The sequence below is a fragment of the Flavobacterium sp. 1355 genome (assembly GCF_017833415.1).
Taxonomy (GTDB): domain Bacteria; phylum Bacteroidota; class Bacteroidia; order Flavobacteriales; family Flavobacteriaceae; genus Flavobacterium.
On the sequence record NZ_JAFICC010000002.1, the window covers coordinates 338,005 to 353,325 of the forward strand.

Annotated in this window: 17 protein-coding genes; 2 read left to right on the plus strand and 15 right to left on the minus strand. The window is 35.2% G+C overall.

The annotated features are described in order from the left end of the window. The first annotated feature begins 18 nt into the window (after positions 1-18). The gene (locus tag JOD96_RS03835; protein WP_209562942.1) at positions 19-672 is read left to right on the plus strand and encodes an HD domain-containing protein; all 654 of its coding nucleotides are present in this window, start codon (positions 19-21) and stop codon (positions 670-672) included. A 154-nt stretch (positions 673-826) separates the two neighbouring features. Here JOD96_RS03835 and JOD96_RS03840 read toward each other — a convergent pair whose 3' ends face one another. The 5 genes from JOD96_RS03840 to JOD96_RS03860 all read right to left on the minus strand — a co-directional run bounded on the left by JOD96_RS03840 (position 827) and on the right by JOD96_RS03860 (position 5,136). Continuing rightward, complete coding sequence (locus JOD96_RS03840; RefSeq protein WP_209562943.1) at positions 827-949, minus strand: FeoB-associated Cys-rich membrane protein; 123 nt, start codon at positions 947-949, stop codon at positions 827-829. A gap of 6 nt (positions 950-955) precedes the next feature. Then, positions 956-3,055 (minus strand): ferrous iron transport protein B, encoded by a 2,100-nt coding sequence (feoB, locus tag JOD96_RS03845; protein ID WP_209562944.1) that lies wholly within the window; start codon positions 3,053-3,055, stop codon positions 956-958. Beyond that, complete coding sequence (locus tag JOD96_RS03850) at positions 3,052-3,294, minus strand: ferrous iron transport protein A (protein ID WP_209562945.1); 243 nt, start codon at positions 3,292-3,294, stop codon at positions 3,052-3,054. Before JOD96_RS03850 ends, feoB begins: the two co-directional genes overlap by 4 nt. A 102-nt stretch (positions 3,295-3,396) precedes the next feature. Beyond that, positions 3,397-4,062: an SCO family protein gene (locus JOD96_RS03855; protein ID WP_209562946.1), complete on the minus strand. Its 666-nt coding sequence runs from the start codon at positions 4,060-4,062 to the stop codon at positions 3,397-3,399. Between the two features lie 141 nt (positions 4,063-4,203). Beyond that, the gene (locus JOD96_RS03860) at positions 4,204-5,136 is read right to left on the minus strand and encodes a DMT family transporter (protein WP_209562947.1); all 933 of its coding nucleotides are present in this window, start codon (positions 5,134-5,136) and stop codon (positions 4,204-4,206) included. A 200-nt stretch (positions 5,137-5,336) separates the two neighbouring features. On the opposite strand from JOD96_RS03860, the gene JOD96_RS03865 reads away from it, so the two are divergent. Next, positions 5,337-7,397: a M13 family metallopeptidase gene (locus JOD96_RS03865; protein WP_209562948.1), complete on the plus strand. Its 2,061-nt coding sequence runs from the start codon at positions 5,337-5,339 to the stop codon at positions 7,395-7,397. 60 nt (positions 7,398-7,457) lie between these two features. On the opposite strand, the gene JOD96_RS03870 is transcribed toward JOD96_RS03865, so the two are convergent. The 10 genes from JOD96_RS03870 to hemC all read right to left on the minus strand — a co-directional run bounded on the left by JOD96_RS03870 (position 7,458) and on the right by hemC (position 15,296). After that, complete coding sequence (locus tag JOD96_RS03870; RefSeq protein ID WP_209562949.1) at positions 7,458-7,859, minus strand: c-type cytochrome; 402 nt, start codon at positions 7,857-7,859, stop codon at positions 7,458-7,460. Further along, a complete protein-coding gene (gene hemB / locus JOD96_RS03875; RefSeq protein WP_209562950.1) occupies positions 7,859-8,854 on the minus strand; it encodes a porphobilinogen synthase in 996 nt (331 codons plus the stop codon). The genes JOD96_RS03870 and hemB overlap by 1 nt, the downstream gene beginning before the upstream one ends. Before the next feature lie 88 nt (positions 8,855-8,942). After that, complete coding sequence (locus JOD96_RS03880) at positions 8,943-9,830, minus strand: fructose bisphosphate aldolase (protein WP_209563021.1); 888 nt, start codon at positions 9,828-9,830, stop codon at positions 8,943-8,945. 102 nt (positions 9,831-9,932) lie between these two features. Continuing rightward, positions 9,933-10,835: an oxygen-dependent coproporphyrinogen oxidase gene (gene hemF / locus JOD96_RS03885; protein ID WP_209562951.1), complete on the minus strand. Its 903-nt coding sequence runs from the start codon at positions 10,833-10,835 to the stop codon at positions 9,933-9,935. Continuing rightward, positions 10,825-11,376, minus strand: coding sequence for a GNAT family N-acetyltransferase (locus JOD96_RS03890; protein WP_209562952.1), 552 nt, complete (start codon positions 11,374-11,376; stop codon positions 10,825-10,827). Before JOD96_RS03890 ends, hemF begins: the two co-directional genes overlap by 11 nt. 1 nt (position 11,377) lies before the next feature. After that, on the minus strand, positions 11,378-11,755 hold the full coding sequence (locus tag JOD96_RS03895) for a hypothetical protein (RefSeq protein WP_209562953.1): 378 nt from the start codon (positions 11,753-11,755) through the stop codon (positions 11,378-11,380). Positions 11,756-11,894: 139 nt separating this feature from the next. After that, positions 11,895-12,287: a hypothetical protein gene (locus JOD96_RS03900; RefSeq protein WP_245188341.1), complete on the minus strand. Its 393-nt coding sequence runs from the start codon at positions 12,285-12,287 to the stop codon at positions 11,895-11,897. 292 nt (positions 12,288-12,579) lie between these two features. Further along, the gene (gene hemE, locus JOD96_RS03905) at positions 12,580-13,605 is read right to left on the minus strand and encodes a uroporphyrinogen decarboxylase (RefSeq protein ID WP_209562955.1); all 1,026 of its coding nucleotides are present in this window, start codon (positions 13,603-13,605) and stop codon (positions 12,580-12,582) included. A gap of 102 nt (positions 13,606-13,707) precedes the next feature. Next, entirely contained in the window at positions 13,708-14,373 is a 666-nt protein-coding gene (locus JOD96_RS03910) for a uroporphyrinogen-III synthase (RefSeq protein ID WP_209562956.1), read from the minus strand. Then, a complete protein-coding gene (hemC, locus tag JOD96_RS03915) occupies positions 14,373-15,296 on the minus strand; it encodes a hydroxymethylbilane synthase (protein ID WP_209562957.1) in 924 nt (307 codons plus the stop codon). The genes JOD96_RS03910 and hemC overlap by 1 nt, the downstream gene beginning before the upstream one ends. Between the last annotated feature and the right edge of the window lie 25 nt (positions 15,297-15,321).

Below are 15,321 nucleotides of genomic sequence, written 5' to 3' on the forward strand. Positions count from 1 at the left end.
TAAAATTTTAAATTCATTATGACTGATACAAAGTTAATAGACAAAACAATTGTCTTTGTCAAAGAAAAATTACATAACGCCGAAGGAGGTCATGATTGGTTTCATATTGAGCGAGTATATAAGAATTCACTTTTGATCGCTAAAAACACTAATTGTGATCTTACAGTGGTACAATTGGGAGCTTTGCTACATGATATTGCAGACAGTAAATTTCACGACGGGGATGAAACAATAGGGCCCAAAACAGCACGTATTTTTCTGGAAGCCGAAAATGTCTCTGAAGATATCATCAAACACGTAGTAAACATTATTGAAAACATATCTTATAAGGGCGGTAATTTTGAAAAGAAATTCTCTTCTTTGGAATTAGATATTGTTCAGGATGCAGACCGATTGGATGCAATTGGCGCAATTGGAATTGCAAGAGCTTTTAATTATGGAGGTTTTAAAGACAGAGCTTTGTACAATCCGGAAATTGCCCCGGTTACCAATATGACAAAAGACGAGTACAAAAAGAATAATGCACCAACAATAAATCATTTTTACGAGAAATTATTACTCTTAAAGGATAAAATGAATACAGAAACCGGAAAACAAATTGCTGCCGAAAGACATCAATTTATGGAATCATTCCTTTCGCAATTTTATGCCGAGTGGGAAGGGATTAAATAGTTTTTATCCCACAGATATTACATATATAAAAAACACAAAGCTTCACAGAGATTTTAGAAATCTTCGTGAAGCTTTGTGTTTTCTTAGCATATCTCTGTGAATGGAACCTTTAGACCTTAGCTAACTTAGAATCTCAGCATCTCAGTGCCTTACTCTACGAACATCCACAATTACCATCGCCACAGTTTTTTTTCTTTTTAGATTTAAAAAAGAACTTTTTAATAAGAAAGGCAACAGCAAACCCTAAAATGGCAAAAGCTATAATTTCTTGTAACATAGCATTTTATTTAAGTAATTGATATGATATTAAAGCAACAAAATAAGCCAGGCCGCTCATAAAAACCAGCTGCATTGCCGGCCATTTCCATGAATTGGTTTCTTTTTTGGTGATGGCAAGTGTACTGGCACATTGCATCGCAAAAGCATAAAAGAGCAAGAGTGATATTCCGGTAGCAAAATTAAAAATCTTTTTACCGGTAGAAGGGCTTACTTCTGCCTGCATTTTACTTTTTATGGTGGCTTCGTTATCACTGTCACCAACACTATAAATTGTGGCCAATGTTCCAACAAAAACCTCACGTGCAGCAAAAGAACTTATAAGTGCAATACCAATTTTCCAGTCATAACCCAAAGGAGAAATCGCTGGTTCAATAGCTCTTCCCATTAATCCGATATAAGAATTTTCCAGTTTTTGAGAAGCAATTTCATTTTCAACCTGGATTTCCGTTAATTGTTTTCCGGCTGTTCTTTCTTTTACGATAGCCTCTGCTTCGTTAAAATCTTTTCCTGGTCCATAAGAAGCCAAAAACCATAAAATAACAGATATTGCCAGAATGATTTTACCAGCACCCACAATAAACGCCTTAGTTTTTTCGACAACATTGATTCCAACATTTTTAAAAAGCGGTAATTTATAACTTGGCATTTCGACAACGAAATACGTTTTAGTCTCTAATTTTAAAACTTTATTCAGAATATAAGCGGATAGAATAGCAGTTGCAAATCCTAAAACATACAGAAACATAAGAGTTAATCCCTGAAGGTTTAAAATTCCCAGAACTCTTTTGCTCGGAATTACTAATGAAATAATAATAGCATATACCGGTAATCTGGCAGAACAGGTCGTAAATGGAGTTACCAAAATAGTAATCAGACGTTCTTTCCAGTTTTCTATATTTCGGGTAGCCATAATTGCCGGAATTGCACAGGCAGTTCCAGAGATCAAAGGCACAACACTTTTTCCTGAAAGCCCAAATCTGCGCATAATTTTATCCATAAGAAAAACGACACGGCTCATATAACCGCTTTCTTCCAGAATAGAAATGAAAAGGAATAAAAAGGCAATTTGGGGAATAAAAATAATAACACCGCCAATGCCGGGAATGATTCCCTGCGAAAGTAAATCGGTTAAAATCCCGCTTGGTAATTCTTCGGCAGCCCAACTGCTTAATGAAGCAAAAGTACTGTCAATAAAATCCATGGGAATTGTTGACCAGCTAAATATAGATTGGAAAATAAGAAAGAGAATACCTAAGAAAATAACATAACCCCAAACCTTGTGCGTTAATACGCGATCCAGTTTTGCCCTGATGTCTTTTGCCATCGAAGCATCTATTTTTAATCCATCCTTTAAAACATCATTAATGAACTGATAACGTTTTATGGTTTCTTTTTGCTGAAGTCGTTTTAATTCTGAATGTGATTTGGTAAATGCATTTCGGATTTCATTTCGGTCCAGATTGGAGAAATTTACATCCTGCGTTATTACAAGCCACAACTTATATAACAATTGGTTTGGAAATAAATTTTGTAAAGAACTAAAATACTCCGGGTCAATATCAAAAGTATTAAGGCAAGCTTCGTGCTGAATGGTTTTATAGGAAACGATCAGGTTTTTTAAATCTTCAATTCCGGTTCCTTTTCTTGAACTTATTAAGGCTATTTTGGTTTTTAGCCTTTCTTCAAGAAGCGGAATATCCAAAGTAATTCCTTTTGTTTCCATACGATCAGCCATATTAATAACCAAAATCGTCGGAATTTCAAGATCTTTTATTTGTGTATAAATCAAAAGATTCCTTTTCAGATTTTCAACATCAGTCACAACAACAGCAACATCAGGATATAACTTATCGTTTTTGTTCAGTAAAAGTTCAATCACAACACTTTCGTCCATAGAACTGGCATTCAGACTATACGTTCCCGGTAAATCCAGAATATTGGCTTTTATTCCGTGTGGAAGTTTACAAAAACCTATTTTCTTTTCAACTGTAATCCCGGGATAGTTCCCAACCTGCTGATTAAGTCCTGTAAGCTGATTAAAAACTGAAGTTTTTCCTGTGTTTGGATTCCCTATAAGGGCAACATTAATATTTTGAACACTCATTGCAAATTGTTTTTGATAAGTTCAACTTCAATTTGACAAGCGGTTTCTATACGAATAGCAACATGAGAGCCATTAATGTCCAAATACAAGGGATCTCCAAAAGGAGCAATTTGCAGTAATTCTACCTCGCTGCCCGGCAAACAACCCATTTCTAATAATTTGAGAGGAATAACTTCGATATCAAAATCTTTGATAATGGCTTTCTCGCCTTTTTTTAGGGTATGAATTGTATTTTGCAAAGCTTATTTAGATTGAATTTAGATTGCAAAAGTAGGCATTTATTCTATATATAAAACGATTTAACACTTTTACAAATGCTAAATGTTTCTAAAAAAAGGATTTTATTCTTTACAAAGAAAATCGATGTCTTCCAGTAAACGTTTGATGTCTTCTTTATCGGTTCCGTCATAAAAACCACGTACACGACGTTTTTGATCTACCAATACAAAATTTTCTGTATGAACCATATCATACAATTGATCCGGTCTTCCTTGTTTTACTGCCAGATAAGATTTTCTGGCCATAGTATATATTTGTTTTTTGTCACCCGTTACCAGATTCCATTTACTGTCAACAACTCCATATTTTATAGCGTACGCTTTTAAAACAGATACGCTGTCAACTTCAGGAAAAACAGTATGAGAAAGGAGCATTACTTTCGGATTGTTTAAAACTGCTTTTTGAACTTCAACAAGATTGGTTGACATTTTTGGACAGATCGAGCCGCAAGTTGTAAAGAAGAAGTCGGCAACATAAATTTTGCCTTCATAATCTTTTTGTGTAATGGTCTCGCCGTTTTGGTTTACAAAAGAAAAGTCTGCAATGGTGTGGTACTTACTTTTGTATTGGACCGTACTGTCTACCAATTCAGGATTAACATCAGCAGGATTGTAAATTGGTAATGTTTTTTGTGGTTTTAATGCCGAATAAAACAGGGATATTGTGACAACCGAAAATAAAATTAAAACAATAAAGAATTTGCGGTATTTATATAGAAGCGATTTCATAAACATAATTTGGCGCAAAAATACAAAAAGCACATTCTAAAATTCTAATTAAAGACTTTTTTAACTCCTAAATATTATGATTTTCATTGCCATGAATTCACGAATTATATTATGAAAAACAATTCTCGAAACACAGAAAAATCAGATTATAGGCTTCTTGGATTTTCGAATCGATTTGTTGACAAGATATAATCCTGTCAAAGTTACCGTTGCCCCAATGGCAATAGCCTGTGTTAAAGATTCACCAAAAATCAAAGCACCCAAAACCATGGCTACTATCGGATTGATGTAAACATAAATACTGCTAATCTCGGTTGGCAGATGCTGCAATGAATATATAAAAGCAACAAATGTCAGCACCGACCCAATAATTACCAAATAAGCAATAGAATACCAGGAGCTTAATGGTATCTGGCTATACGGAATATTCGTTCCCGAAGCTTCGGTAATTCCAAAAAGAAAAATACTCGAAATCAACATTTGCAGTCCCAGACTAAAGTACGGATTGAAGCTGGCTGCCTTTTTCTTTGTTTTTAAAATTCCAAAAGCCCATGAAATCGTAGAAGCAACCGTCAAAATAATTCCGAATTGAAAATCACGATTAAAAAAATCAGATAAGTAATCAATAAAAACAATACAGATCCCAGCAAAGCTAATCAGGATTCCGATTAAAGACATCTTGGCAATTTTTTTCCCATTAAAAAAATTGATTATAATAATCCAAATAGGAAAAAGAGCGCTGATAATCGCACCCAACCCTGTGGTAATATACTTAAGACCCCAGGTACTTAGGCCGTTGCTCAAAGCAAAATTTAAAATACCCAGAATTAAAATCGTACGCCATTGTTTTCCTTTCGGCCATGATTCTTTTTTTACAATATAAAAAACTACAAAACACATTCCGCCTAAGAATTGACGAATTGCAGCCATTTGAAGAGCCGGCATATGTTTTACACCTTCTTTTGAAGCCAGCCAGGTTGTTCCCCAAAAGAAGCTTACCCAGCATAAGGCTAAAATCGGTAATCCGATTGCCTGGACCTTACCCGGAATTAGAGTTTGTAATCTTGATTTCACTTTAGTTTTATTGGTTTGACAAATATTCCAAAAACAATTTCAAATTGAACACTAAAAACAAATATATATGCATGAAATTTTTAGCTGATGCTAATTAGATATTTGCATTAAAAAACTTACCATTCACAATTACATAATTTTAACATAATGTTTAAAATAATAACAATATGTTTGTATAACCACTATAAGAATATATAAATATGAAAAAACAGTTTAATAAACCTGTGTTTTGTGCTTTTTCTGTAATGTTGTCATTAACAGCAGCCAAAGCACAAAATACAACTACCAAAGAACCAGGTGTTAATGTTTCATATATGAACACTAAAATTAGTCCAGGTGAAGATTTTTTCCGTTACGTAAACGGAACATGGCTTGACAAAACTGAGATTCCAAACGACCGTACAACTTGGGGAAGTTTTAATGAACTGATTAAAAAAACCGATAAGGATGCAATGGCAATTTTGAAGGAAGCGTCAAAAAACCCAAAGTATAAATCGGACACAGATCAGGGAAAAGCTGTAAACCTGTTTACAACTGTGCTGGATACAGTAGGCAGAAATAAAAGAGGAATAGAACCGTTGAAGCCTTATCTGAAAAAGATTGATGCAATTAAAAATGTAACTGATCTTCAGAATTATTTGGTTGAAATGGAGCCTGAAGGAGGAAACGATTTTTTTGGTATTTATATTGGAGCTGATGAAAAAAACAGCTCTAAAAACTCCGTAAGCCTTAATGTAAGCCGATTAGGATTATCAGATAAAGATTATTACTCATCAGAAGATAAAGACCCGAAAGAAAAACGTGCCAAATATGAACTGCATATCGCAAGAATGATGCAGTTTATAGGAGAGTCTCCTGAGAAAGCAAAACAAAGTGCAAAAGAAATTCTGGCTTTAGAAACGGCACTTTCTGCTCCAAGGTTAGATCGTGTTGAAAGTAGAGACAGTCGCCTTCAGTACAATCCAATGACAGTGGCTGAACTTCAAAAAATAACTCCGGCTATCAAATGGGATGCCTATTTTGCAGGGCTTGGTTTGCCTAAACTCGATACAGTTGTAGTTATACAGCCCAGATACATGAAAGCCTTACAGACAATTTTGACAGAAAACAAAGTTGAAGAATGGAAAGAATATTTAAAATGGACTGTACTAAACCGTTCTACTTCACAATTGACAACAGATATTGAAACTGCAAATTTTGACTTTTACAGCAAGGCGCTAAGAGGGGCCATTAAACAATTACCACGTGAAGAAACAGCCCTGTCTGTTGTAAACAGAAGTATTGGTGAAGCTCTTGGTAAATTATATGTTGAAAAAGTGTTTCCTGCTGAAGCTAAAACCAAAGCGGTTGATATGATTCATAATGTGATTCTGGCATATCAAAACCGAATTAATAATTTGACATGGATGTCTGATGCTACAAAAGCAAAAGCAATCGAAAAATTAAATAAAATTACCATAAAAGTAGGTTATCCGGATAAATGGAAGGATTACTCTGCTTTGAAAATTAAAAGTGTAGCAGAAGGCGGAACCTTTTTTGAGAATTTACGCAACTTGTCAAAATGGAATTTTAAGAAAGGTTTAGAAAAACTGAACAAACCAGTTGATAAAACAGAATGGGGAATGTCGCCACAAACTGTAAATGCTTATTACAATCCATCATACAATGAAATTGTTTTTCCGGCAGCAATTTTACAGCCTCCATTTTACAATTATCAGGCAGATGAAGCTGTTAACTATGGAGGAATCGGTGCGGTTATCGGACACGAAATCTCTCATGGTTTTGATGATTCTGGAGCACGTTACAATGCAGAAGGAAATCTTGTCGATTGGTGGACTGCAGATGATTTAAAACAATTTACCCAATTAGGAACTGCTTTGGCAGATCAGTACAGTGCTTTAGAGCCTTTACCGGGCATTCACGTAGATGGTAAATTTACTTTGGGTGAAAACATTGGCGATCTTGGCGGAATAAATGCTGCTTATGACGGATTACAGTTGTATTTAAAGAAAAATGGAAACCCGGGTCTAATAGATGGGTTTACTCCGGAACAGCGTTTCTTTATTTCCTGGGCAACAGTCTGGAGAACAAAAACAAGAGACGAAGCAATTAAAAATCAGGTAAAGACAGATCCGCACTCACCAGGGATGTACAGAGCGTATGTACCGATTCAGAATGTGGATGCTTTTTACAAAGCTTTTGATATCAAAAAAGGAGATAAAATGTATGTTGAACCAGAAAAACGAGTTAAAATCTGGTAATCTGTAAGTATAAAAAACGGCGCTGAATAAGCGCCGTTTTTGTTTTTATAGGTTTTTGAATTACTTCAAATTGCTGTAAATATAAGTTTCAATTGCTTTCAACTCTTCATCAGACATTGCCTGAGTAACAGGAAAATTAGTTTTCATAACGGCAAACTGACTCGGATCTACAATCGGTTCTGCATTTCCTTTTAAGAAAGTAACAATATCACCTTTTTTATCTTTGTACGTTTTTGCAATTTCCTGAATACTTGGCCCAATCACTTTTTGATCAACCTGATGACAGGATGTACAGTTTCCTTTTCCTTCAAAAATTTCTTTTCCTAAAGCTTCAGGTGTAGCGGCTTTTGCAGATTCGCCTTCCGAATAGGTTTCTGTAGTATTTTGAACCGGAGTTTCTGAAGTTTCTTTTTTACAAGAAGCCAAAGCCAAAACGGCTGATAAGAATAGTATTTTTTTCATTATTGTTTGTTTAAAAGAATTGCTGCTTCTTTAGCAAAATAAGTCGAAATCAGACTGGCACCGGCTCGTTTGATACACATCAACTGCTCCATCATAATTTTGTCATTATCCAGCCAGCCTCTTTCTGCTGCTGCTTTTATCATGGCATATTCTCCCGAAACATGATAAACCGTAACAGGAACATTTACAGCATTCTTTACTTCGCGAACAATATCAAGATAAGCAATACCGGGTTTTACCATAACCATATCAGCACCTTCTTCTACATCAGACAAAGCTTCTTTTATCGCTTCTATACGGTTCGCATAATCCATTTGATAGGTTTTTTTATCTTTCGGAATATCAGTCGTGTCTACCGGAGCAGAATCTAAAGCATCGCGAAAAGGGCCATAAAATGCCGAAGCATACTTAGCAGAATAACTCATTATACCAACATTTTGAAAACCAGCAGCATCCAAACCTTCGCGAAGGCGTAAAACTCTTCCGTCCATCATATCGCTTGGCGCTACAAAATCGGCTCCGGCCTGAGCGTGGGATACTGCCATTTTTACTAATGCTTCAACCGTACTGTCATTTTCGACATCGCCGTTTGCAATAATTCCGTCGTGGCCATAAATAGAATAGGGGTCTAAAGCTACGTCTGGCATAACAATCATTTCCGGACAAGCCGCTTTAATTGCACGAATAGCCTGCTGCATTAAGCCATCTTTATTCCAGGCTTCTTTACCAGTATTGTCTTTTAAGTTCTCACTTACTTTTACATAAATATTAACCGCACGAATTCCTAAAGCAAAAAGTTCTTTGACTTCTTCGACAGTTAAATCTATAGATCTGCGAAAAATCCCGGGCATTGATGGGATTTCAACTTTATAATTTTCGCCTTCAGCAATAAACATTGGAAACATAAAGTCTGATGGACTTAAACTGGTTTCACGAACTAAAGAACGAATAGATTCATTTACTCTTAATCTTCTGCCTCTGTGTAATGGGAACATATTTTTTTTGTTTAAAGTTTCATGTTTCAGGTTTTATCCTGAAGTTTTATTCTTAAATCCATTTGACAGGATTTTCTATTATATTGTTTTATGTAATTGATGAGGTATAAATATCCTTAATAGTTTTACCAAGCTTATTGTTAAATGCATCATCAGATTGACCAGCACTAAGTCCCTCAGAAAGTGCTCTTGAAAAACTGGCGATTAATCCGTGATTTTGTGCGAGTTTTTCATTGGCTTCTTCCTGACCGTATCCTCCCGATAACGCAACAACACGCACGACATGCGGATCAAGCATTAATTCGCTATAAAAATCATTTACAGTTGGTATAGACAATTTCAGCATTACTTTTACATCGTTATCCAGTAAATTAAGCTGTTTCTTAATTTCTTCTTTCAGAATTTCTTCTGATTTTTCTTTATCAGCACTATAAATATCGACTTCCGGTTCAATGATTGGTACAAGTCCTTTTTGGAAGATTTGTTTTCCAACTTTAAATTGTTGTGCTACGACTTCCCGGATACCTTCAGCATTTGCTTCTTTGATAACAGAACGCATTTTTGTTCCAAATACATTTTTTTCTACAGCTCTCGTCAGCAACTCATCTAAATCAGGAATAGGTTTCATCAATTGTACACCATTTATAAGATCAGCGAGCCCTTTGTCAACTTTTAAAAACGGAACTATATTTTTCTTTTCCCACAAGTAATCAGCAGTCCATTGTCCATCAATTTTACGGTCTATGGTGTTTTCAAACAAAATAGCACCCAGAATATATTCGCTGTTAAATTCAGGACTTTTAATAATTCGGGTTCTCATTTCATGTACAAGAGTGTACATTTCTTCGTCATTTGTATAACTGTTTTCTTCAACGCCATATTGCGATAATGCTTTTGGAGTACTTCCGCCGCTCTGATCTAATGCTGCGATAAATCCTTTTCCTGAGTGCATGCGGTCTAATTGTGCACTATTTATATCTCTCTTTTCCATACTATTTAAATTTTGATTTAATATTTCAGATTAAATTACAATTTTAAATTTATATTTCTCTGGATTAATAAGCACTAATTCAACTTGTTAGATCCAGTCAATTGGAGTTTCAAGTACTTTTAACAATTTTTCTTCTTCGCTTCCTGCTTCCGGATGATGATCGTAGACCCATTGCACATAAGGAGGTAGACTCATTAAAATACTCTCGATTCTTCCGTTGGTTTTTAAGCCGAATAATGTGCCTTTGTCATGTACTAAATTAAATTCGACATAACGGCCACGGCGTATTTCCTGCCAGTTTTTTTGTTCGGGAGTATAAGTAAGGTTTTTTCTTCTTTCTACAATTGGCACATAAGCCTCGAGGAAACTGTTTCCAACTTCAGTTACAAAAGCATACCAGTTTTCCATTGACATTTGCTCATTTGCTTTGCAATAATCAAAAAACAAACCTCCTAAACCTCGTGCTTCGTTTCGGTGTGCATTCCAAAAATACGAATCACATTGTTTTTTATATTTCGGGTAAAACTCCGGATTGTGTTTGTCACAAGCCGTTTTACAAGTTTTATGAAAATGTACTCCATCTTCTTCAAACAGATAATAAGGCGTTAAATCCTGACCGCCGCCAAACCATTGTTCTATTACTTTTCCATGTTCATCGTACATTTCAAAATATCGCCAATTGGCGTGCACGGTAGGAACCATGGGGTTTTTAGGATGAATTACCAAACTCAGTCCGCAGGCAAAGAAATCTGCTTCGCCAACACCAAACATTTTCTGCATAGTTTCAGGAAGCTTTCCGTGTACGGCTGAAATATTGACACCGCCTTTTTCTAAAACTGCACCGTTTTCAATAACGCGTGTTCTTCCACCGCCGCCTTCAGGACGCTTCCAAAGATCTTCACGAAATTTTGCAGTTCCGTCAACAGCTTCTAATCCAGAGCAGATTTGGTCTTGCAATTGCTGTATGTATGCGTAAAATTTATCTTTCATAAGTATTGTATTCTGATTTAAGCAAGCCGAAATAAACAGAGTTTTGCAATTCGCCGTCACCATTTCTAAATTCGTCCCGTAAAATTCCTTCTTGTTTAAAATTGTGTTTTAATGCTATTCGCTGGCTTGCAACATTTATTTCTGAGGTACAAATGAATACTTTATTCAGCATCAATTCATTGAAACAAAAGTCAAGTGCATCCGAAACCATTTTGGAGGTAATTCCTTTTCCTTCGTAATCTTCATCAGAAAAATAGCCAAACTCGCATTTAGAGATGCGATAATCAATCGTTTTTACACATAAGTAACCAATCAGGTTGTTGGTTTTAATATCCCGGGCGTAAAAATGAAAACCTTCTTTGTTTTTTTCTTTTTCAATACTGGCCTTTATAAAATTTTGAGCTTTTTCTAAAGAGTCAGAATTGGCCAAGGTAACCGGAAAAGTTTTTCCAATATGATTTTTATTTTTGTCAATTAGTTTATAAAACTCCTCAGGAAGAATATTTTCAATTCGGTCTGTTTTCCAATCTGTAAAACTCATCTTATTTGTTTTTTAGCGAAATAATTTTAGCATTTATACCAAAAGAAAAAACTTTGCTTTCTGCCTGAATGTATTGATAAATAGCTAAAGCTTTAGTCTCAAAAGTATAATTTTCAACGTTAGAGAATTCTATTAAAAAATCTCCAAATTGTTCTAACTGTTCCCAGTCAAAATGAAGACGCATTAATAACGTGATTAAATCTTCGTTTGAATACGCAACTAATGAATCAATGCTTAAAGCAAATTCTTTTAGTTGATTTTCGATGTCTGATTTCGCATCATCGGTCAATGGCTGAGGTATAAAGTCAAGCGAGCGCAATGTCTTCAGGATATTGTCAATTCTGATGCTTTCGTTATCTCTTAAACCTTTGTTAAGCATTTTTTCTTTGTTACGTTTCCTTGCAAGGTTTTCGAAACCTTGTAGGTCTGAATTAATTACAACTATCTACGAAGTTTATACTAATACAAACAAATTATACCTACAAGGTTTCGAAAACCTTGTAGGATAGCGATAAAGATCATTCAAAAGTATAAGTCTCATTTAAAAAATCGTTCTTTTGATTATGGCAGAAAATGAAATTATTAAAATCACTAAATAAATTCAAAACCTCTTCACGTTCAATTTTTGTCTCTTTATCAGATAAAAAAGCTCGATAAGATGAAAATCTGAAATCCTTAAAATCAAGATCAAAATGATGTTTAGGATTCAAATGAACATAAATTATCAAATGTCTTAAATAATTTTCGTCTTTTAATTTTATTCTTTTAAAATGCTTTTCGAATAAACTTCCTGTTCTTTTTGTCTGTTTATTGAAAGCTTTTGCATAAGAATTAAATAAGTTTGAAAAGGCTTGTGTAACTTCTTTTTCCTCGATATTTAATCTAATAACAAAATGAAAATGATTATTCATGAGACAATAAGCAAAAACTGAAATCTTGCCAGATAAATATTTTGAAAACTGCTTTAAGAAATAAATCTTATTGGCATCACCTTCAAAAATATTTATTCCATTAATCCCACGATTATAAATGTGATAATAACAATCCTTCTCTAAAACCTCCAACTTCATATTTGTCAGTATTCTTTTTCCCGTCCTGCAAGGTTTCCAAAACCTTGTAGGTTTGTCAATTATAACGTTGCAACTTATACCTGCAAGGTTTTGGAAACCTTGCAGGAAAGCAAACTGCGACTGATAAATTTAACTATTGTCCGTATTCCTTCACCGCATCAATAAACGCTTTGGCATGATCTACAGGAATATTTGGCAAAATTCCGTGTCCTAAATTTACCACATATTTATCTTTTCCGAATTCGTCAATCATTTCATGAACCATTTTTTTGATGGTCGGAATAGGAGAAAGCAATCTTGATGGGTCAAAATTTCCTTGTAAAGTAATGTTTCCACCAGATAAATAACGCGCATTTCTAGCCGAACAAGTCCAGTCAACACCAAGTGCCGAGGCACGGCTTTTACCCATTTCGCCAAGAGCAAACCAACATCCTTTTCCGAAAACAATAACCGGCGCGTGGTCTGCCAAAGCCTCTACGATTTGGTTGATGTATTTCCATGAAAATTCCTGATAATCAACTGGAGAAAGCATTCCGCCCCAAGAGTCAAAAATCTGTACAGCATCAACTCCGGCCTTTACTTTTTCTTTTAAATATAAAATGGTTGTATCTGTGATTTTTTGTAATAAGGTATGTGCTGCAGCTGGGTTTGAAAAGCAGAAACCTTTTGCAGTATCAAAACTTTTAGAACCTTTACCTTCAACAGCATAGCAAAAAATTGTCCAGGGTGAACCTGCAAAACCAATTAATGGTACTTCGTCGTTCAGCATTTCCTTAGTCAACTTAATGGCATCCATAACATAACCTAAACTTTCCTGAATGTCAGGAACGTATACACGGTGAACATCCGCCATAGAACGGATAGGATTTGGAATAAACGGACCAAAATTTTCTTTCATCAACACTTCAATTCCCATTGCCTGCGGAACAACCAAAATATCCGAAAATAAAATAGCTGCATCTGGTGCAATTCTGCGAATTGGCTGAACTGTGATTTCGGCAGCTAATTCCGGAGTTTGACAACGAGTGAAGAAATCATATTTATCACGCAAAGCGATAAATTCCGGTAAATACCTTCCGGCTTGGCGCATCATCCATACTGGCGGACGTTGTACAGTTTCTCCTTTAAGTGCTTTTAAAAATAGGTCGTTTTTTAACATCTTTTATTTATTTATCCTATAAGGTTTTCAAAACCTTATAGGTATTGTGTTGATTATTATATACCTGCAAGGTTTTGGAAATCTTGCAGGAAATCTTGTTTGTTACTTATATTCTTCAATTACGTCTTCAATTACGTCTTCAACTGTAGGCTGATCTGCAATGATGATGTTTTTGGTAATTTTATGCAAAGCTTCTGCAGTAGTTTCTCCAATGCAAAAGCAGGTTTCTTTTTTGATTGTGTTGTCTTTCAAATAACTTTCAACGCCAGAAGGACTAAAGAATAAAATCGCGTCAACGGCAGTTTTTATTTTTTGAGGCTGTAACGTTGTCTCGTAAACGTGAATCTCATTAAACTTTACACCAGCATCTTTTAAAGCTTTTGGTAAAGTTTCCCTGCGAAGATTACCGCTGAAAAAAGTAAAGCTTTCTCTTCCGTAAATCAAAGTGATAATTTCTGCCAAATCGGTTGCATAACCGGTGTAAGCCACAACATTGAATCCATTTTCAGATAATAATATCTTAGTTTTTAAACCAACACAAAAAATGTTTTTGTTTTTTAACTGTTCTGCTTTTGGATTTGATAAAATGCTATGAACGGCATTCTGACTCGTAAAAATCAGATTTTCGTTGAGGTCTTTTAATTCAAAAGATTTGTTTTGAGTTTTAATGAAATCGGCTTCGAGAACTTCCAAATTAGCATTTTCTAATGCTTGCCTTTGTTCGCCCGACAGTTTTTTAGTAGATAATATCTGAATTGACTTTGCCATTATTTTTTCAAACTTTCTTTAATAGATTGCATCAATTCGGTACCACCATTATCCAGAATCTCCTGAGCAGCATAAAAACCTAATTTTTTCCATTCAGAAATATCGACTGTTTTGTCGATTTCCAATTTTTGCTTCCCGTCAACAGAAAGCAGAACACCTTGAAAATGTAAGGTGTCTTCGTCTTCATTATAATTTACCAAAGCACCAATTGGTGCCGTACAACCGCCTTCAAGAGTTCTTAAAAACTGACGTTCGATATAAGTACAGATTTCGGTTTCAATATGATTTAATTGCGAAAGCGCATCTAAAGTATAATTGTCATTTTCCATTGCCACAACAAGCATTGCTCCTTGTGCCGGTGCCGGAATCATCCAGTCCAGATTGATATAATTTTCCGGTTTTAAGTTAATGCGTTCCAAACCTGCAGCAGCAAAAACAGCTCCATCCCAATTATTGTCCTGTAATTTTTGCATGCGAGTATTAACGTTTCCACGTAAATCTACTACGGTATGATTAGGATATTTATTAAACCATTGTGCCTGACGGCGTAAACTTCCGGTTGCAATCGTGCTTGGGTTTGTAAAATCAGGATTACCTTTGTGAACTAAAATGTCTAAAACATTGGCTCTTTCCAGAACAGCCGCCTGAACAATTCCTTTTGGCAAAGCTGTCGGAACATCTTTCATAGAATGTACAGCAATATCAATATCACCATTGATCATAGCAATGTCAAGGGTTTTAGTAAAAATTCCGGTAATTCCCAGTTCATAAAGCGGTTTGTCCAGAATAATATCACCTTGAGATTTAACTGCAACAATTGAGGTTTTATATCCTAAATCATTTAGTTTTTTCTCGACAGTATGTGCTTGCCAAAGTGCTAATTCGCTATCGCGGGTTCCTATTCTGATTGTTTTTTCAGCCATTTTTTATTATTTTACCATTAAGATA